General features: G+C 71.5%; 20 protein-coding genes and 1 tRNA gene. 7 read left to right on the forward strand and 14 right to left on the reverse strand.

Annotated features, from left to right (window positions below; genetic code table 11):
* The 6 genes from groL to I5E_RS08575 form a co-directional block, all read right to left on the reverse strand.
* Nucleotides 1-1,200: chaperonin GroEL (gene groL, locus I5E_RS08550; RefSeq protein WP_022906605.1), on the reverse strand; the 1,200-nt coding region annotated here is incomplete at its 3' end.
* 248 nt (nt 1,201-1,448) lie between these two features.
* A complete protein-coding gene (locus tag I5E_RS08555; protein WP_022906606.1) occupies nt 1,449-1,652 on the reverse strand; it encodes a cold-shock protein in 204 nt (67 codons plus the stop codon).
* Between the two features lie 222 nt (nt 1,653-1,874).
* Nucleotides 1,875-2,456 carry a LytR C-terminal domain-containing protein gene (locus tag I5E_RS08560; RefSeq protein WP_022906607.1) on the reverse strand — a complete coding sequence of 194 codons (582 nt, stop codon included), beginning with the start codon at nt 2,454-2,456 and terminating at the stop codon, nt 1,875-1,877.
* Nucleotides 2,453-2,782, reverse strand: a complete 330-nt coding sequence (locus I5E_RS08565) for a DUF3263 domain-containing protein (protein ID WP_022906608.1) — start codon at nt 2,780-2,782, stop codon at nt 2,453-2,455. Before I5E_RS08565 ends, I5E_RS08560 begins: the two co-directional genes overlap by 4 nt.
* A gap of 94 nt (nt 2,783-2,876) precedes the next feature.
* Nucleotides 2,877-3,947 (reverse strand): DUF2332 family protein, encoded by a 1,071-nt coding sequence (locus tag I5E_RS08570; RefSeq protein ID WP_022906609.1) that lies wholly within the window; start codon nt 3,945-3,947, stop codon nt 2,877-2,879.
* Nucleotides 3,947-4,435 carry a GNAT family N-acetyltransferase gene (locus I5E_RS08575; RefSeq protein ID WP_022906610.1) on the reverse strand — a complete coding sequence of 163 codons (489 nt, stop codon included), beginning with the start codon at nt 4,433-4,435 and terminating at the stop codon, nt 3,947-3,949. Before I5E_RS08575 ends, I5E_RS08570 begins: the two co-directional genes overlap by 1 nt.
* 81 nt (nt 4,436-4,516) lie before the next feature.
* Here I5E_RS08575 and msrB point away from each other — a divergent pair, with 81 nt between their 5' ends.
* Nucleotides 4,517-4,921, forward strand: a complete 405-nt coding sequence (msrB, locus tag I5E_RS08580) for a peptide-methionine (R)-S-oxide reductase MsrB (RefSeq protein ID WP_022906611.1) — start codon at nt 4,517-4,519, stop codon at nt 4,919-4,921.
* Between the two features lie 58 nt (nt 4,922-4,979).
* A tRNA-Thr gene (locus tag I5E_RS08585) sits at nt 4,980-5,052 on the forward strand.
* A gap of 187 nt (nt 5,053-5,239) precedes the next feature.
* Here the strand turns inward: I5E_RS08585 and I5E_RS08590 are convergent.
* Nucleotides 5,240-6,271 (reverse strand): aldo/keto reductase, encoded by a 1,032-nt coding sequence (locus I5E_RS08590; protein ID WP_022906612.1) that lies wholly within the window; start codon nt 6,269-6,271, stop codon nt 5,240-5,242.
* Nucleotides 6,272-6,324: 53 nt separating this feature from the next.
* Nucleotides 6,325-7,125, reverse strand: coding sequence for an alpha/beta fold hydrolase (locus I5E_RS08595; protein ID WP_022906613.1), 801 nt, complete (start codon nt 7,123-7,125; stop codon nt 6,325-6,327).
* A gap of 34 nt (nt 7,126-7,159) precedes the next feature.
* On the opposite strand from I5E_RS08595, the gene I5E_RS08600 reads away from it, so the two are divergent.
* Nucleotides 7,160-7,924 carry an NAD(P)H-hydrate epimerase gene (locus I5E_RS08600; RefSeq protein WP_049973475.1) on the forward strand — a complete coding sequence of 255 codons (765 nt, stop codon included), beginning with the start codon at nt 7,160-7,162 and terminating at the stop codon, nt 7,922-7,924.
* Nucleotides 7,925-7,928: 4 nt separating this feature from the next.
* Here the strand turns inward: I5E_RS08600 and I5E_RS08605 are convergent, their stop codons facing one another.
* The gene (locus tag I5E_RS08605) at nt 7,929-8,870 is read right to left on the reverse strand and encodes a 2-deoxy-5-keto-D-gluconate 6-phosphate aldolase domain-containing protein (RefSeq protein WP_022906615.1); all 942 of its coding nucleotides are present in this window, start codon (nt 8,868-8,870) and stop codon (nt 7,929-7,931) included.
* A 59-nt stretch (nt 8,871-8,929) separates the two neighbouring features.
* On the opposite strand from I5E_RS08605, the gene ypfJ reads away from it, so the two are divergent.
* A complete protein-coding gene (gene ypfJ / locus I5E_RS08610) occupies nt 8,930-9,823 on the forward strand; it encodes a KPN_02809 family neutral zinc metallopeptidase (protein WP_022906616.1) in 894 nt (297 codons plus the stop codon).
* A 16-nt stretch (nt 9,824-9,839) separates the two neighbouring features.
* Here ypfJ and I5E_RS08615 read toward each other — a convergent pair whose 3' ends face one another.
* The gene (locus I5E_RS08615) at nt 9,840-10,778 is read right to left on the reverse strand and encodes a DsbA family protein (RefSeq protein ID WP_042723716.1); all 939 of its coding nucleotides are present in this window, start codon (nt 10,776-10,778) and stop codon (nt 9,840-9,842) included.
* 242 nt (nt 10,779-11,020) lie between these two features.
* On the opposite strand from I5E_RS08615, the gene I5E_RS08620 reads away from it, so the two are divergent.
* Nucleotides 11,021-12,121 (forward strand): ABC transporter ATP-binding protein, encoded by a 1,101-nt coding sequence (locus tag I5E_RS08620; RefSeq protein WP_022906618.1) that lies wholly within the window; start codon nt 11,021-11,023, stop codon nt 12,119-12,121.
* Between the two features lie 82 nt (nt 12,122-12,203).
* Nucleotides 12,204-13,505: a DUF4032 domain-containing protein gene (locus I5E_RS08625; RefSeq protein WP_022906619.1), complete on the forward strand. Its 1,302-nt coding sequence runs from the start codon at nt 12,204-12,206 to the stop codon at nt 13,503-13,505.
* A gap of 176 nt (nt 13,506-13,681) precedes the next feature.
* Here the strand turns inward: I5E_RS08625 and rlmB are convergent, their stop codons facing one another.
* The 4 genes from rlmB to I5E_RS08645 form a co-directional block, all read right to left on the reverse strand.
* On the reverse strand, nt 13,682-14,692 hold the full coding sequence (rlmB, locus tag I5E_RS08630; RefSeq protein WP_022906620.1) for a 23S rRNA (guanosine(2251)-2'-O)-methyltransferase RlmB: 1,011 nt from the start codon (nt 14,690-14,692) through the stop codon (nt 13,682-13,684).
* Nucleotides 14,693-14,720: 28 nt separating this feature from the next.
* The gene (cysS, locus tag I5E_RS08635) at nt 14,721-16,130 is read right to left on the reverse strand and encodes a cysteine--tRNA ligase (RefSeq protein ID WP_022906621.1); all 1,410 of its coding nucleotides are present in this window, start codon (nt 16,128-16,130) and stop codon (nt 14,721-14,723) included.
* A 64-nt stretch (nt 16,131-16,194) separates the two neighbouring features.
* Complete coding sequence (gene ispF, locus I5E_RS08640) at nt 16,195-17,370, reverse strand: 2-C-methyl-D-erythritol 2,4-cyclodiphosphate synthase (protein WP_022906622.1); 1,176 nt, start codon at nt 17,368-17,370, stop codon at nt 16,195-16,197.
* A 49-nt stretch (nt 17,371-17,419) separates the two neighbouring features.
* Nucleotides 17,420-17,902, reverse strand: a complete 483-nt coding sequence (locus I5E_RS08645) for a CarD family transcriptional regulator (RefSeq protein ID WP_017888066.1) — start codon at nt 17,900-17,902, stop codon at nt 17,420-17,422.
* A gap of 157 nt (nt 17,903-18,059) precedes the next feature.
* On the opposite strand from I5E_RS08645, the gene I5E_RS08650 reads away from it, so the two are divergent.
* Nucleotides 18,060-18,650, forward strand: coding sequence for a hypothetical protein (locus I5E_RS08650; protein ID WP_022906623.1), 591 nt, complete (start codon nt 18,060-18,062; stop codon nt 18,648-18,650).
* Nucleotides 18,651-18,679: the final 29 nt, after the last annotated feature.

An 18,679-nucleotide genomic window follows, 5' to 3' on the forward strand; every position in this document is an offset into this window, starting at 1 on the left:
GTTGCGGACGGCGTCCTCGATGCGGTGCTTGCGCTCCTTGAGCTCGACCTCGGTCGCGGCACCGGCCTTGATGACGGCCACGCCACCCGCGAGCTTCGCGAGGCGCTCCTGGAGCTTCTCGCGGTCGTAGTCGGAGTCGGTCGCCTCGATCTCGGAGCGGATCTGACGGACGCGGCCCGCGATCTGCTCCTCGTCGCCGGCACCCTCGACGATGGTCGTCTCGTCCTTGGTGATGATGACCTTGCGGGCCTTGCCGAGCAGGTCGAGCGTCGCGTTCTCGAGCTTGAGGCCGACCTCTTCCGAGATGACCTGGCCGCCGGTGAGGATCGCGATGTCCTGCAGCATGGCCTTGCGGCGGTCGCCGAAGCCCGGGGCCTTGACGGCGACGGACTTGAAGATGCCGCGGATCTTGTTCACGACGAGCGTGGCCAGGGCCTCACCGTCGACGTCCTCGGCGATGATCAGGAGCTGCTTGCCCGCCTGGATCACCTTGTCGACGACCGGCAGGAGGTCCTTGATGTTCGAGATCTTCGAGTTGACGATCAGGATGTAGGCGTCCTCGAAGACGGCTTCCTGACGCTCGGGGTCGGTGACGAAGTACTGCGACAGGTAGCCCTTGTCGAAGCGCATGCCCTCGGTGAGCTCGAGCTCGGTGCCGAAGGTGTTCGACTCCTCGACGGTGACGACGCCTTCCTTGCCCACCTTGTCGATGGCCTCGGCGATGAGCGCGCCGATGGTCGGGTCGGCGGCCGAGATCGACGCGGTGGCGGCGATCTGGTCCTTGGTCTCGATGTCCTTCGCGTTGGCGAGGAGCTGGTCGGAGACGGCGGCGACGGCCTTCTCGATGCCGCGCTTGAGCGACACGGGGTCGGCACCGGCGGCGACGTTGCGGAGGCCTTCGCGGACGAGGGCCTGGGCGAGGACGGTCGCGGTGGTCGTGCCGTCACCGGCGACGTCGTCGGTCTTCTTGGCGACCTCCTTGACGAGCTCCGCACCGATCTTCTCGTACGGGTCGTCGAGCTCGATCTCCTTGGCGATGGAGACACCGTCGTTCGTGATCGTGGGGGCGCCCCACTTCTTCTCGAGGACGACGTTGCGGCCGCGCGGGCCGAGCGTCACCTTCACGGCGTCAGCCAGGATGTTCAGGCCGCGCTCGAGGCCACGGCGGGCCTCCTCGTCGAAAGCAATGATCTTAGCCATGTGAGTTTCTCGTCCCTCCCGGACGTCGTCATGGGGGTCGTGCTGGCACTCAGCGTGAGCGAGTGCCAACGCCGATTCTGGCACTCGCAGGGGTCGAGTGCAACACCGCCGGGAGGCGCGGGTCGAGTTCCCAGGACACGCACCGGCCCGTCACACGCCGGCCCGGCACGAGCGGCGCGTCACGCACCGGTCCCGACACGACGAACGCGCCGCCCCGGTGGGGACGACGCGTTCGCGGTGGTTCGGACTCAGGCGGGACGGACGGACTCGGCCTGCGGCCCCTTCGCCCCGGTGCCGACGTCGAACGTCACTGCCTGGCCCTCCTCGAGGACCTTTGTACCCGACATGTCGATTGCCGAGTAGTGCACGAACACGTCCTGGCCCCCTCCATCGACGGTGATGAAGCCGAAGCCCTTCTCGGCGTTGAACCACTTCACGGTTCCGTTGGCCATGATCTCTTGCTCCCTGCGGTGGTGCTGATGCGGACGGCGCTGTCGCCGTCCCGGCACGACTCTTGCCGAACAATGCCGACAGGGCAAGAGGTGTGACGTTGTTCAACGTCGATTCCGACAAGAATCAACGTGCCGGAAACACACTCGTCACAAATGCACGATCAATCGTCCGGAGAACGCACCCAGGAATGCGTCGGGACCGACGGAATGCGTCCGGACCGATCAGCCGGCGTAGTCCGCGCCGAGCACCACGCTGATGTCGGCGTTCGGGAACGCCGCCGACTGCTGCACGGCCGTCGTCCCGAGCGACTTGGCGATGCCCTGGGCCAGGGTGGCCTGCGCCGCCTGCTGGTAGTAGACGATCGTCGCGGTGGTCCCGGTCGTGCCGGCGTCACCGGTCGAGGTCACCTTCCACCCGGCAGCGGTCAGCGCCGCGCTGCCCTTCGCCGCGAGGCCGGTCGTCGACGTGCCGTTCAGCACGACGAGCGTCGTCGCGCCCTGGTCGGCCGGGGTCGCCGCCGCCGGAGCCTGGGACGCCGGGGAGGACGCGGACGCCGACGGCTTCGCCGAGGCGGACGCCGACGCCGAGGCCGACGCGGACGGCGATCCGGCGCTGTCGAACGAGTAGGTGCCGTTCAGCAGCGCGAGCGCCCCGACGCCGATCGCGACGATGACACCGGTGGCGAGGGCCGCCCACGCGAACGCGATCCAGCCGCGTCCCCGCCGCTGCGCCCCACGGTGCGCCCCGACCCGCGGGCCGTCGGCGACGTCGTCGAACCGGTCTCGGGGGTATCTCGTCGTCATCGTTCCTCTTCACGTCCTTCGGGTGCGGGGCCGGGCGCGACGAAGGTGCGCGCTGCCCGGGCACTGGTGCGCGCGTACCGGAGCCGCTGCAGCCGGGAGACCAGCTGCGGGTCGTACGCGAGCGCCGCCGGCGAGTCGATCACGCGGTTCAGCACCTGGTAGTACCGAGCCGGCGACATGTCGAACTCGACCCGGATCTCCGCTTCCTTCGTGCGGTCGTGCCGCGCCCGCTCCTGCTCGAACGCGAGCACGTGCCTCGCGAGCTCGCTGAGCGGGTCGGCGCTGAGCTGGTCAGCGCTGCGCTCGTGGGCGGGTGTGGCGGTCACTGCGGTTCCGATCGCGGTCAGGGCGGGTCTCGCACATCGTAGGGGTGGAGGGCATCCGGACCCTGGCACGCCGCTGGACTGTCGCGAAGACCGGTCACAGGTTCGGGTCGGCGAGCCACCGGACGCGGACCCCGAAGGGATCGGAGACGGCCGCGGCCACACCGTCGAGCGACGCGGTCGCGAACGCGCCCGGATCGGCGGGGTCGACGTCGTCCGGCAGGGTCCGGGCGACCCCGGCGAGGATCCCCGTGCGTTCCAGCGCGATCCAGTGCACGCCACGTTCACGCATGCGGTCGACGACGCGCTGGCGGTCCGCCCCGGGGACGTACACGAGCGTCCCGGTGGTCAGGACGACCGGGGTGACGTCGTCCGGCAGGGCGTCGAGTGCACGGTCGAGGTCGCCCGGCAGGGAGCCCCGGATGCGGACGGGAGGCACGGCGAGCGTCGCGCGCCGCGCCTCGCGCATCAGGGCGGTGCGGTCCGTCGCCTCGGGCGGGACGGCCTCGACGAGCCGGTCGAACGCCCCGGGTCCGGCCAGGTCGATCGGGTTCGGGTCGAGGGCGACACGCGCCCGGACGTCGATCGGACCCGCTGCCGGAGCCGGCACGGCCCCGCGGGCCTCGGCGACGAGGTGCAGGGCGGGTTCCCCGGGCGCGGTGTGCATCCGGACGACCGCGGTCCGCGTCCCCGGTCGGCCCCCGCGCCCCGTCGTTCCGGGGTGCACGGTTCGCCGCGGGGTGCGATCGGCGTCGGTGCGGACGACGTAGTCGAGCGTCACCCGGTCCGGGATCGAGCAGAGCCCCGCCGCCGCACCGGCGTCGACGAGGCCGAGCGGGCCGCCGACCCGCGCGGCGAGCGCCGCGAAGAGGGGAACCACCGGGGCGAGGCGTCGCGGGTCGTTCGCCTGCACCGTTGCGGAGGCGAGGGCCGAGACCAGGGCGGGTCGCGCCTCCCGGACCAGCGTGCGGAGCGCACCGGCGTCGGCCGGGTCCGCACCCAGGCGGCGGGCGACCGCGAAGAGGAGCTCCGGCTGCCGCTTCGACTCCGGGACCTCGGCGAGCGCGGCGACCACCCCGTCGTCGAGCGAACGCGCCCACGCGGCGTACGTCGGCGACGTCGGAGCGATGCGGTCCGCGTAGGCGGCGTACCGGGCGCGGGTGTCCATCAGCGCTCGGTCGGGGTGACACCGGGGCGGTGCATGCCGACGTGCCGGATGCCGGCCTCGTCGTACGGCTCCCCGAAGCGGCTGAAGCCGTGGCGTTCGTAGAGCCCGGCGACGTACTCCTGGGCGTGCAGCACGAACGGCTCGTGTCCGTGGGCGTCGAGCACCGCGGCGACGAGTCGACCGGCGATCCCGCTCCCGCGGTGCGCGGGGTCGGTGGCGACCCGCCCGATCACCCAGGCGGGCGCCGCGGCACCGTCGGGGTGCACCTCGTCGGCAGCCGGACGGATGAGCCGCAGGTACCCAACCGCATCGTCGTCGGTGCCGAACCACCAGTGCTCGGTGTCCGGTTCGCGGTCACGGCCGTCGAAGTCCTCGGCCGTCACGCGTTGTTCGAGTGCGAACACGCGGTTCCGGAGCACCACGATGCCGTACAGTTCGTCCGTCGTGAGACGGTCCCAACGGGCGTGGTGCACGGAATGTTCGGACATCGTCTGGAGTTTACCGAAGTGGTCGTCCGACAACGGCCCGAAGTGGTCGTCCGGCAACGGCGACGAGAGCAGGAGGAAGCAATGGCATACAACGTCGACAAGTCCGACGCCCAGTGGCGCGAGGAGCTCTCCCCGGACCAGTACGCCGTCCTCCGGCAGGCCGGGACGGAGCGCCCGTGGACGGGTGAGCTCCTCGACGAGGAGCGCGCCGGCGTCTACACCTGTGCGGCGTGCGGCGCGGAGCTGTTCAAGAGCGGCACGAAGTTCGACTCCGGCTGCGGCTGGCCGTCGTTCTACGAGTCGGTCGACCCGGACGCGGTGCAGCTCCTCGAGGACAACTCCCTCGGCATGGCCCGCACCGAGGTCCGCTGCGCGAACTGCGGCTCGCACCTCGGCCACGTGTTCCCCGACGGGTTCGGCACGCCGACGGGTGACCGCTACTGCATGAACTCGATCTCGCTGAACTTCTCCGAGAAGAGCGAGTGAGGCACGCGCCGCTCCGCGGGTGAGGCCCGACGCGTCCGCCGCTAGGATGGGCGCGTCAGCCGGCATGGCGCAATTGGTAGCGCACCGTACTTGTAATACGGGGGTTGCGGGTTCGAGTCCCGCTGCCGGCCCCGACGACGAAGGCCCCGGGTGGATGCACCCGGGGCCTTCGGCGCGTCGGAACGCGGATCAGGGGCGTTCCGAGCGCTCGACACGGTAACCAGCCGGTCGTTCCAGCGATCGTGGCACCGGTGACGACGCAGTGTCCACACCCGTCGTCAAGCTCGCGGGAAGCCGCACGCGTTCCTCGGAGGACGCTCAGCGACCGCCGGTGATCTTCCGCTCCCGCTGGGCGACGCCGGCGGTGCCGTACGGGTAGTCGTCGATGCGCGGGGCGCTGACCTCGGTGAGCCGGGCGAGCTCGGCGTCGTCGAGCACGAGGTCGGCGGCGCCGAGGTTGTCCTCGAGCTGCGAGACGGTGCGGGCGCCGAGGATGACGCTCGTCACCGCCGGTCGGGCGAGCAGCCAGGCCAGGGACACCTGCGACCGCGAGGCACCGTGCGCGTCGGCGATGTCGGACACCGCGTCGAGGACGGCCCAGGTGCGCTCGTCGCCGTTCCGGGCCTCCCACGCCTCCATGCCGCGCGACGGGTTCTCGCCGAGGCGCGTCGCGCCGGTGGGGGCCTCGTCGCGCTGGTACTTGCCGGAGAGCCAGCCACCGGCGAGCGGCGACCACGGAAGCAGACCGATGCCGGCGTCGAGGCAGGCCGGGACGATCTCGTGCTCGATGTCGCGCACGAGCAGGTTGTACTGCGGCTGCAGGGTCACGGGCGGGGCCCACCCGTGCGCCTTCGCCTCGTACACGGCCTTCGTGATCTGGTACCCGAGGTAGTTCGAGAACCCGTAGGTGCCGATCTTGCCGGCCGCCACGGCGTCGTCGAGGAAGCGCAGGGTCTCCTCGATCGGGGTGAGGGCGTCCCAGGCGTGCATCTGGTACAGGTCGATGTGGTCGACGCCGAGCCGCTCGAGCGACGCGTCGAGCGCCACCCGCAGGTGCCGGCGGGACAGTCCGAGGTCGTTCGGCCCGTCGCCCTGCGGGAAGCGCCCCTTGGTCGCGAGGACGACCTGCTGCGCCTCGGTGGGGTGCGCGGCGAGCCACCGGCCGATGATGCGCTCCGACTCGTTGCCGGAGTACACGTCCGCCGTGTCGACGAGCGTGCCGCCCGCGGCGACGAACGTGTCGATGATGGTGTGCGAGGTGGGTTCGTCGGCTTCGCTGCCGAACGTCATGGTGCCGAGGGTCAGCGTCGACACCGATGTCCCGCTGTTGCCGAGGAGTCTGTAGTCCATGGCCGGGACGGTACGCGCGGCCGATCGTGCCCGCGAGGACCTGCGAGTACCCCTCAGCGCGCGGCGGACACGTCCGGGTCCGTCAGGAACGCGATCGCGGCGTCCCGGAAGGCCCGGGAGGTCGGCGCGTTGAAGTGGTTCCGCCCCGGGATCTCGAAGAAGGACGCGTCGGGCGCGGCCCCCGCGAGCCGGACGGCGCTGTCCTTGATGCCGTCCTCGCTGCCGGCGGCCATGAGCACCGGCTGCGCGGGGGCGTTCCCGGGCGTCGGTTCGATGCTGTCGCGCATCCCCTCGACCATCGCCACGAGCGCGCCGAGGTCGTTCCCGTCGACGTTCCCGGCCATCGTGAGGTAGCCGTTCGTCACGCGGTCCTCGATCGGCGTGCCGTCGGCGAGGTACGCCTTGGCCTGGTCGACGCGCACGCGGCGCATCGGGTCGGCGTCCGGGATGCCGCCGAACACCGCGCGGGTGATGCGGTCCGGCAGTCGTTCGGCCGTGTGCCAGCCGACGCGGGCGCCGAGCGAGTACCCGAGGAACGCGACGTCGTCGAGCAGGTAGGTGTCGATCACGGCGGTGACGTCGGCCACGAGCAGGTCCATCGAGTACGCGGACGGGTCGCGCGGCTTCGACGAGGCACCGTGCCCGCGCTGGTCGAGGGCGACGACGCGGTGGCCGGACCGGACGAGGTCGCGCGTCCAGCCGGAGGCGTGCCAGTTCAGCAGCGCCCCGGAGGCGAACCCGTGCACGGCGACGACCGCCGGTGCCTCGGGGTCGCCGAAGTCGTAGGTCGCGATCTTCAGCCCGTCGGGTGACATCACGACGCGGGGACGGGGCGCTTCGGGGACGAGTGACATGTCCCCTCCAGGCTACCGGCGCAGGGTGGTCGGCATGGACGGCTACGGCGGCGATCAGATCCGGGCGGCGGAGCGGCCGCACCTCGACGCGGGCGAACCCCTCATGCAGCGTGCGGCGGACGGGCTGGCCCGGATCGTCGGGGACCTGCTCGACGACCCGGCCGTGCGTCCGGGAGACGGCCCGGGGTCGGTCCTGTTGCTGGTGGGCAGCGGCGACAACGGCGGTGACGCCCTGTTCGCGGGTGCACGCCTGGCGGCGGACGGGAGGCGCGTCACCGTCCTTCGCGTCGGCTCGCGGGTCCACGCGGCCGGCCTGGCAGCGGCGCTGGACGCCGGCGCCCGGCTCGTGGACGTCCCGTCGGGTGTGCCGGGGCAGGCCCGCCCGGCGGCGGACGTGCTCGCCGCCGTCGCCCGCTGGGGCGACCGGGGTCCGGCGGCGGTCGCGACCGACGCCGCGCTCGACGCCGACCTGGTGCTCGACGGGATCCTGGGGATCGGCGTGCGGGGTGCCGGGGCCCTCCGCTCCCCGGCGCGCGAGGTCGTGGCGGCGGTCCGGCAGCTCGCACGGGACCAGCGCGCACCGTTCGTGGTCGCCGTCGACGTGCCGAGCGGGATCGACGTCGACACCGGAGCGATCGCGGACGACCACGTGCTGCAGGCGGACGTCACGGTGACGTTCGGCGGGGTGAAGGCCGGGCTCCTCCGCGGACCGGGCGCGACGCTCGCCGGTCGGATCGAGCTGGTCGACGTCGGGATCGGTGCGGACCTGCAGGCCGTGGAGCCGCTGGTCCGCACCTGACGGTTCAGACCCCGCCGGCGTCCACGCCGTGCTCGACGTCGGGACGCGCCTCGAGCCAGGTGTCGACGAAGTGCCGGTAGTTCGCGGCGATGAGCCCCTCGGCCGCCTCGGTGTCGAGGTGCTCGCGGACGACGTCGTCGAGCGGTTCCTCCCAGTTGCTGCGACCGATCGCGAACCCGACGAACCCGTCCACCGGCGCGGCGGTCCGCAGCCAGTGGTCGAGCTGCTCCGCGGCGGCGTCCCGACCGAGGACGATGCACTGCACCCGGTCGCGGCCGTCCCGACGGACGGTCCGGACGACGCGCTCGGCGTCCGCGCGCGTGTCGAGGCCCTCGAGCTTCCACACGTCCGCCTCGACGCCGTGGTCCTGCAGGTACTCGACGACCTGGACGACGAGGTCCGGGCGGAGGTCGCGGTCGTAGTCCTCGACCGACGCCCGCTGCTCGTCGGTGGCCGGTACGAGCAGCTCGACCAGGAAGGGCCGCCCCGCGTCGTGCAGCGTCGCGGCGACCCGGGCGAGGTCGGACGCCTGCCGCTCCCGGCGGTCCGCGTCGAAGTCGGGGTTGTCCCGGACGAGCACCTTCACCCAGTCCGGGTCGAACGCGTCCACGTGGGCGGTCCAGTCGTCGCCGTACTCGAGTTCGAACCACTCGCGGCCCGACCGCTCGATCGGCATCGCGAGCTGGAGGCCGGCCTCCTTGGCGAGCCGGGCGACGTCGGCGCCGTAGCGCTCGTCGACGAGGACGCCGGTGCGGTCACGGGCGGCCCCGGCGGCGAGCGCCGTGAGGACGCCGCGGTACACGAGCTGCTTGCCGGCGCGCACGCGCTCGGCCTCTGGTTCGTCCCGCGGCTCCCCGCCGGACTCGTCGTAGGTGTGCTCGAGGAGCGAGGACCGCTGGTCCATCGCGAAGAGGAACAGGGGGTGTGATTCGTCGAGGACGGGCATGTCCTCCGGTCTACTCGCCACCCCGGGCACGATGTCCCGGGCATCCGTACATTCGGGGCATGACGTTCAACGACGACTCCGAGCTGCAGGGCGGCAAGGTCACGCGGCGCGGGCGCGGCGCTGCGATCGGCGGTGGAGCGGTCGGTGTCGGCGCCATCGTCGTGTTCCTCATCGCACAGTTCACCGGCGTCGACCTGACGGGGTTCATCGACGGGGGCGGTGGGACGACGCAGATCCAGCAGGAGGGCGGGACCGTCGACGCGGCCGCCGAGTGCCGGACCGGTCGTGACGCGAACCTGCAGATCGAGTGCCGCATGGAGGGTGCCGCCGAGTCGCTCGACGGCTACTGGACGGCCGAGTCGCGGAAGCTCGGCATCGCCTACACGACCCCCGGGTTCGTCCTGTTCGACGGGTCGACGAGCACCGGGTGCGGGCAGGCGTCGGCGTCGACCGGTCCGTTCTACTGCCCGCCGGACCGGGCGATCTACCTCGACACCGCCTTCTACGACGACCTGCAGTCGACGTACGGCTCGTCCGGTGGCCCGCTCGCCCAGATGTACGTCGTCGCGCACGAGTGGGGCCACCACGTCCAGCAGCTCCAGGGCACCTTCGCGAACACCGACCGCTCCGGGACCGGGGCGTCGTCCGGCAGCGTCCGCGTCGAACTGCAGGCGGACTGCTACGCGGGTGCGTGGGTCGGCGACGCCGCGACCACGAAGGACGCGGACGGCCGGACCTTCTTCGAACCGATCACCCGGAGCCAGGTCGAGGACGCCCTGTCCGCCGCGAGTGCCGTCGGCGACGACAGCATCCAGGAACGGTCGAGCGGCCGGGTGGACCCGGACTCGTTCACGCACGGGTCGAGCGAGCAGCGGCAGAACTGGTTCCTGCGCGGCTACCAGCGCGGCGCCACGGCGTGCGACACGTTCAGCGTGCCGGGTTCGTCCCTGTAGGCCGGGCCGGACCCGCTCAGTTCGACGGGGTGGCGCTCGGCGTCCGGGACGCGGTCGGGGTGGCGCTCGGCGTCGGCGTCGGGGTCGGCGTCGCGTCGGTCGCGCCGGCCGCCGTCACCACGAACGTCCGGAAGTCGTCGTTCGTGATCGGTGACGTGAGCTCGTAACGCTGCCCGTTCACGAGCACGAGGGGCGTGCCCGGGAACTCCTGGAGCGACGAGCCGGGGATGTCGCCGCTCGTCACCGCGGTGGTCCGCTCGTCGATCCACTTGCTGTACGTCTGGTCCTCGATGCACTTCGTGATCGCGGAGCGCTTCTGCACGCCGTCGACACCCGTGACGACCTTGGTCAGCTGCGCGTCGGTGAGGCCGGCGGTGCCCTCCTCCGGCTGCTTCGCGAACAGCGCCTGGTTGACGGCGAAGAACTGGTCCGGCGAGTTGTCGGCGACGCAGGCGGCGGCGTTGGCGGCACGGAGCGAGTACTTCGTGCCCTGCGACCGGTTCGAGAGGATCGCGATCGGGTGGATGTCGACGGTCGCGGCCCCGGAGTCGACGAGGTTCTGGATGTACTCGCCGTTCGCGTCCTCGAACTGGCCGCAGATCGGGCAGAGGTAGTCGATGTACATCGTGATGCGCACGGAACCGGCGGCGTCGGTCGAGGTCGGGGCTGGCGACCCGGACGTCGGCGTGACCGCCTTGAGGTCCTGCCCGATGGTGATGCCGCCCTGCGACGTGTTCGCCGGGCCGGGGCCGGCAGGCTGCACCGAGTCGACGAGCACGAGGGTCACGACCGTCGCGGCGGCGAGCAGGACGGCACCGATGCCGATCTGCAAGCCGAGTCGGAGTCCGCGCTGGCGGCGCTTCTGCTGGGTACGGGCACGCTGGGCGCGCTGTCGGGCGGCTTCGCGTCGTTCGTTCCGCGCGGCGCGGGCGTCACCCTCGGGGCGGTTGGTCATGCGTCGAGTGTCCTCACGTTGATCGTCGTCCGGACGGCCTCCCCCGCGGGCCGGACGGACCCGCCGATCGTACCGGGGCCCGGTGGGAACCACCCAACCAGGTGTGAACGCTGGCGTTCCCGGGAGAGATCGTGTTGTATGAACCTCGATGGTCGACGGCGACCATCCGGGGCCCCCACGGGCAACCGCTTCACTCGGATCGTCCGGCACGTACCTGCCGGTGAAGGAAGGACCGAACGCTCATGGCGTCCGTCACCTATGACAAGGCAACCCGTCTCTACCCCGGAGGCAACCGTCCCGCGGTCGACTCCCTCGACCTGGACGTCGCCGACGGCGAGTTCCTCGTCCTCGTCGGCCCCTCGGGCTGCGGCAAGTCCACCTCCCTGCGCATGCTCGCCGGCCTCGAAGAGGTCAACTCCGGCGCGATCCGCATCGGCGACCGCGACGTCACGGACGTCCCGCCGAAGGACCGCGACATCGCGATGGTGTTCCAGAACTACGCGCTGTACCCGCACATGACCGTCGCCGAGAACATGGGCTTCGCGCTCAAGATCGCCGGCGTCGGCAAGGACGAGCGCGCCACCCGCGTGCAGGAAGCCGCCAAGCTCCTCGACCTCGAGCAGTACCTCGGCCGCAAGCCGAAGGCGCTCTCCGGTGGTCAGCGTCAGCGCGTCGCGATGGGCCGCGCGATCGTCCGCCAGCCGCAGGTGTTCCTCATGGACGAGCCGCTGTCGAACCTCGACGCCAAGCTCCGCGTCCAGACCCGCACCCAGATCGCCTCGCTGCAGCGTCGCCTCGGTGTCACCACGGTCTACGTCACGCACGACCAGACCGAGGCCCTCACCATGGGTGACCGCATCGCGGTGCTCAAGGACGGCATCCTGCAGCAGGTCGGCTCGCCGCGCGACCTCTACGAGAAGCCGAACAACGTGTTCGTCGCCGGCTTCATCGGCTCGCCGGCCATGAACCTCCTGCCGGCCGACGTGGTCGAGGGCGGCATCAAGTTCGGCACGCTCAACCACCCGATCGACCGCGACACGCTCTCGAACGCGCGTTCCGGTCAGATCACCGTCGGCATCCGCCCCGAGGACGTCGTCGTGGCGCAGTCGGGCGAGGGCCTGCCGGTCACGGTCGACGTGGTCGAGGAGCTCGGCGCCGACGGCTACCTCTACGGTCACGCCGACGTCAACGGGTCGCGCGTCGACATCGTCGCCCGCGTCGACGGGCGTTCGCACCCGTCGATCGGTGACACGATCGTCGTCACGCCGAAGCAGGGCCACGTGCACGCATTCGACACCGAGTCGGGCGAACGCCTCGACGACAAGGCCGTCGTCAGCGCGTAACGCTGGAAGGTCCCAACAGGAGGCGCGGTGCCAGCTGGCACCGCGCCTCCCGTCCGTCGCACACGTACCAGAGGAACCAACCGTGCCCGACTCGATGTCCATCACCGCCGCCACCGTCGACCCCGGACTCCTCGACCTGCCGTGGGACCTCCCGCTGGCCGACTGGCCGGACTCCACGATCGTCGCGCTCCCGAAGGGCATCTCCCGGCACCTCGTCCGGTTCGTGCAGCTCGGCGGGTACGTCGTCGCCGTGAAGGAGACCGGTGAAGAGGTGGCGCGCTCGGAGTACGAGATGCTCCGCACGCTGCAGCGCATGGACGTGCCGTGCGTCGACCCCGTCGCGGTGATCACGAACCGGATCAGCGCCGACGGCGAGGCCCTGCACCCCGTCCTCGTCACCCGGCACCTGCGCTTCTCACTGCCGTACCGCGCCCTGTACTCGCAGACGCTGCGCCCCGAGACCGCCACCCGCCTGGTCGACGCCCTCGCGCTCCTGCTCGTCCGGCTGCACGTCATCGGCTTCTACTGGGGCGACGTCTCGCTCTCGAACACGCTGTTCCGCCGCGACGCCGGAGCCTTCGCCGCGTACCTCGTGGACGCCGAGACCGGCAAGCTCTACCCCGGCGGCCTGTCGAACGGGCAGCGGGAGAACGACCTCGAGGTCGCGCGCGTGAACATCGCCGGCGAGCTCCTCGACCTCGAGGCCGGCGGCCGCCTCGACGAGAACGCCGACGCCGTGGACGTCTCAAACCGGATCGTCGCGCAGTACCGGACGCTCTGGAAGGAACTCACCGGCACCGAGCAGTTCGACGTCCGGGAGCGCTGGCGCATCAACGACCGGGTCGAACGCCTCAACGCGCTCGGCTTCGACATCGAGGAGCTGTCGATCCACACGACCGAGGGTGGGTCGCAGGTCCGCATCCAGCCCAAGGTCGTCGACGCCGGCCACCACCAGCGACGGCTGCTGCGTCTGACCGGCCTCGACGCCGGCGAGAACCAGGCGCGACGGCTCCTCAACGACCTCGACTCGTACCGGGCGCGCAACGGCCGCGACCTCCTCGACGAGGAGATGGTGGCGCACGAGTGGGTCTCGCGGGTGTTCGAGCCGGTGATCCGCTCGATCCCGCGCGACCTGCGCGGGCGGCTCGAGCCGGCCGAGGTGTTCCACGAACTGCTCGAGCACCGCTGGTTCATGTCCCAGGAGGAGGAGCGGTCGGTGTCGCTCCCCGAGGCCACGACCGCGTACATCAACGACGTGCTCCGGCACCGCCGCGACGAGCGGCTGCTGATCAACCCGCCGACGTCCTCGATGACGCTGCCGATCCCGGTCGTCGACGACGCGGCGGAGTCCGAGGACGTCGAGGACTGGCGCGCCGGCGTCTGACGCGCGCCCGCTCCTCGCGCCGCGCAGACGCGGAAGGCCCGCTCGCGATTCCGCGAGCGGGCCTTCTCTGTCACGTTCGTGCGACCCGAGCGGCAGATCCTGCCCCGCCCGGACGTCGCGCAGACGGCGTGTCCTGCACGCTCGCCGGACGATCGCGGGGCGCCGGACGTGCGCGGCTACTCGGCGCGACGGCGCCGGGCGACTTCCCACAGGGTGACACTCGCGGCGATGCCCGCGTTGAGGGACTCCGTCGCGCTCGAGATCGGGATCGAGACGATCGCGTCGCAGGTCTCGGTGACCAGGCGCGACAGCCCCTTGCCCTCGGACCCGACGACGATCACGATCGGTCGGTCGGCGAGCGCGAGGCCGTCGAGTTCCACGTCACCGTCGCCGTCGAGGCCGAGCACGAACAGGCCCATCGACTTGAGCGACTTGAGCGTCTGCGTGAGGTTCGGGGCCATCGCCACGGGCGTGCGGGCGGCGGCACCGGCGCTGGTCTTCCACGCCGACGCGGTCACGCCGACGGACCGGCGCTGCGGAACGACGACACCGTGGCCGCCGAACGCCGCGGTGGAGCGGATGATCGCACCGAGGTTGCGCGGGTCGGTGATGCCGTCGAGGGCGACGAGCAGCGGGACCTCGTCCTTCGCGAACGCCCGCTCGACGACGTCCTCGGCCACGGCGTACTCGTACGCGGGGACCTTGAGCGCGACGCCCTGGTGCACGCTGTCGTGTCCGGTGATGCGGTCGAGCTCCGGACGCATGATCTCCATGATCGGGACGCCGCGGTGGTTGGCGAGCGCGAGGATCTCCTTGACGCGGTCGTCCACCTCGATGCGGGCGGCGATGTAGAGCGTCGTCGAGGGGGTCTTCGTGCGCAGGGCCTCGAGCACCGAGTTGCGGCCGGTGACCAGCTCGGAGTCGTCGGTCTTGCGCTGCGGCGGGCGGCCGGAGCGCTGCTGCTGCGAGCTCGATGCGCCGTGACGCCCACGGGCTGCCTCGAAGCGCTCCTTCGCCGCCTTGCGCTTACCGGCGGGGTGGTACGGACGGTCCTCGGCCTTCGGGGTCGGCTTGCGACCCTCGAGCGCCTGTGCGCCCTGGCCGCCGGAGCCGACCTGCTTGTTGCCCTTGCGGCCTGAGCGGACGGCGCCCGGCCGTCCCTTCTTGCTGCCCGAGACGTTCTTCATTGCTCTCTCCTGTCCGGCACTGCCGTTGTCAGGCGATGCTCCAGCGTGTACCTGCTGCGGTGTCTTCGATCGTGATGCCCGCGGATGCGAGGTCGTCGCGCACGCGGTCGGCCGTGGCGAAGTCGCGTGCCGCCCTGGCGTCGGCGCGCTCCTGCACGAGGCGTTCGACGAGTGCTGCGAGCGGTGCGGCCGATGCGTCGTGGCCGCCGCCCGACCAGTGGGCGGCTCGCGGGTCGATGCCGAGCACTTCCACCATCGCAGCCACCTGATGGTACGCGGTTCCGAGCGCTTCCGCATCGTCTCCGTCCAGTGCGGCGTTCCCGGCGCGCACGGTCTCGTGCAGCACGGCGAGGGCCTGGGGCACCGAGAGGTCGTCGTCCATCGCCGCCGCGAACGCCTCGGGCACACCCGGGGCGTCGGCCAGGTGGACGCCCTCGAGCCGTGCGGCGGCCCGTGCCAGGAAGCCGTCGATGCGGTCGAGCGCCGCCTCGGCCTCGGCCAGCGAGCCGTCGTGGTGGTCGATCGACGAGCGGTAGTGCGCGGCGCCGAGGAAGTACCGGACGACCACGGGCCGAGCGGACCCGAGGAAGTCGGCGGCGAAGATCGAGTTGCCGAGCGACTTCGACATCTTCTGCCCCTCGACGGTCACGAGCCCGTTGTGCAGCCAGTAGGAGGCGAACGCGTCCCCGGCCGCCGTGGACTGCGCGAGCTCGTTCTCGTGGTGCGGGAAGCGCAGGTCGAGACCACCGCCGTGGATGTCGAACGCCGGGCCGAGGTACCGGCGGGACATCGCCGAGCACTCGATGTGCCACCCCGGTCGGCCGGGTCCCCAGGGCGAGTCCCAGTTCGCGGTCGACGGCTCACCCGGCTTGGCGCCCTTCCAGAGCGCGAAGTCCCGGGGGTCGCGCTTGCCGCGGGGGTCGGCGTCGGCGGCCTCGACCATGTCCTCCCGGCGCTGCCGGGTGAGCGCACCGTAGGACGCCCAGCTGCCGGTGTCGAAGTAGACGTCGCCCGAGCCGTCGCCGGCGGCGTACGCGTGCCCACGGTCGATGAGCCTGGCGATGATCTCGTGCATCTGCGGCACGCTCGCCGTCGCCCGCGGCTCGTACGTCGGGGGCAGGATGCCGAGCGCGTTGTACGCGGCCGTGAACTCGAGCTCGACGCGGTAGGCACGTGCGAACCACGGCTCGTCGGTGCCGGCGGCCAGGTCGAGCACCTTGTCGTCGATGTCCGTGACGTTCCGCACGAGCGTGACGTGCAGGCCGCGGTGGGTGAGCCAGCGGCGCCAGATGTCGTACACGAGGGCGGAACGGAGGTGCCCGATGTGCGGCGACGACTGCACGGTCGGACCGCACACGTACATGCTCACCTGTCCGTCGACCAGCGGGACGAGGTCGACGACGGCAGCGGCGCGGGAGTCGTAGAGGCGAACGGTCACGCCCCCAAGCCTAGGACGTCAGGCCGCCCGGACGACGGACGTCATGCCGCCCGGACGACGGACGTCATGCCGCCCGGACGACGGCCGTCGCGATCGCGGCGAGCCCCTCGCCGCGCCCGGTGAAGCCGAGACCGTCGGTCGTGGTGCCCGAGACCGCGACCGGGGCTCCGACGACGGCTCCGAGCGCGTCCTGCATCTCGGTGCGTCGGGCGCCGATGCGCGGGCGGTTCCCGATGACCTGCACGGTGACCGACACGGGGACGAGTCCTGCGGACGCCAACATCGCGACCGCGCCCCGGACGAAGACGTCACCGGACGCACCGGCGTAGGCGGGGTCCGAGGTGCCGAACGTCCCGCCGATGTCGCCGAGTCCGCCCGCCGAGAGCAGGGCGTCGCAGACCGCGTGCGCGACCGCGTCCCCGTCGCTGTGCCCGGAGAGCCCGGGCTCGCCGGGGAAGTCGAGCAGCCCCACCCGGCACGGTGAGGCGTCGTCGAACGCGTGCACGTCCACCCCGAGGCCGACCCGGGTGTGCACGGGCGCACTGCTGCGGGCGCGGACGATCGACTCGGCGCGGCCGAGGTCCCACGCCGTGGTGATCTTGAAGGCGTCGGCGTCGCCCGGGACGGACCGCACCGTGCCACCGGCGGCCTGGAACACCCCGGCGTCGTCGGTCTCGGCGCGCTCGGACACCGCGTACGCCCGCCGGAGCGCTCCGAGCGGGAAGCCCTGCGGGGTCTGCACCCCGACGAGCGCCGCGCGGTCGACGGTCTCGACGACGACGTCCCCCTCGACGCGCTTGACGGTGTCCGTGACGGGCAGCGCGGGGACGAACCCGGCACCGGCACCGGCAGCGAGCGATCCGGCCACCGCGTCGAAGACCCGCTCGAACTGGGCGGCCGGCGTCAGGCACCGCGCCGCGTCGTGCACCAGCACCGCGGTGACGGTGTCCGGCAGCACGGCCAGGCCGGCCTCGACCGAGGCATGGCGATCCGCGCCTCCGGGGACGACGGCCGTGTACGAGACCGCAGCCCCGGCGACGGACGCGACCAGCTGTCGGCAGTCGTCGAGGAGCGCCGCCGGCGCGACCACCACGACGAGCGTCGGCGACGGCAGGGCGAACAGCGGCTCGAGCGCCCGCGCGAGCATCAGCGTGCCGGCGACCGGCACGAACGCCTTGGCCGTCCCGATGCCGAGCCGGGTGCCGGAACCGGCCGCAACGACGACGACCGCCCTGTCCACCCCGGAGGGGAACAGAACGGTCGGGGTCGTGTTCAGTGGTTCGGTGCGCTCAGGAGGCGAGGACCTCGTCGAGGACGGTCGATGCCTTGTCCTCGTCGGTCTTCTCGGCCAGCGCCAGCTCGGAGATGAGGATCTGGCGCGCCTTGGCCAGCATCCGCTTCTCACCCGCGGACAGGCCGCGGTCCTGGTCGCGACGCCAGAGGTCGCGGACGACCTCGGACACCTTGATGACGTCGCCGGAAGCGAGCTTCTCGAGGTTCGCCTTGTACCGGCGCGACCAGTTGGTGGGCTCTTCGGTGAACGGGGCACGCAGGACCTCGAACACCTTGTCGAGGCCTTCCTTGCCGATCACGTCACGGACCCCGACCAGGTCGACGTTGTCCGCCGGGACCTCGATCGTCAGGTCACCCTGGGTGACCCGCAACTTCAGGTAGACCTTTTCCTCACCCTTGATGACGCGCGTCTTGACTTCAGAGATGGTTGCCGCCCCGTGATGGGGGTAGACGACGGTCTCGCCGACCTCGAATTGCATGTATCAGGCTCCGTTCCGAGACACCCAGTTTACCACAAGCGTTGTTCGGGTAATGGGCTCGTGACACCTGGCACCCGCGCTCATCGGTAGGATGGATCCGGACCGTCCGGTCCACATCGTGATCTTCCGGAGGAATCTCTTGCGAGCTCGGGTACTCGTGTCCGTCGCCGTTGCGGCAACCATCGCGCTCGGCGCCACCGGCTGCGAGTTCATGTCGCCCGCACAGACGGCCGAGATCAAGCAGATCACCGACGGCGTCAACGTCACCACGGGCAAGGTCGACATCCGCAACGCCCTCCTCATCGCCGACGACTCCGAGGGCGCCCGCTTCGTCGGCACGCTCGTGAACAACGGTGGCGAGGTGACGCTCTCGATCGAGGTCGGCGGCGACACCCAGACCGTGACCGTCCCGGCGAACACGCACATCGACCTCGGCGGTGCCGCCGAGCCCTCCGAGCAGGCCACCACGTCGACCCAGAACGACAACGGCACCACGCAGGGCACCGCCGCCGGCGAATCGCGCGAGGTCGTCTTCGACGACGCCGACACCAAGCCGGGCTCCCTCGTCAAGGTCTACTTCTCGTACTCGGGCGCCGAGGGCGTCTCGGCGAGCGTCCCGGTGCTGACGAGCCAGCAGGAGGAGTACGCGACCCTCGCGCCGACCTCCTCGCCGGAGCCGACCAGCGAGATCACCCTGCCGGTCGAGACCCCCGAGGCCACGCCGTCGGACGACGCCACCGGCAAGTAGGCGTACAGCCGCACGCACCGGGAGGCGCG

It is taken from the genome of Curtobacterium sp. B18, from assembly GCF_000333375.1.
Taxonomy (GTDB): domain Bacteria; phylum Actinomycetota; class Actinomycetes; order Actinomycetales; family Microbacteriaceae; genus Curtobacterium.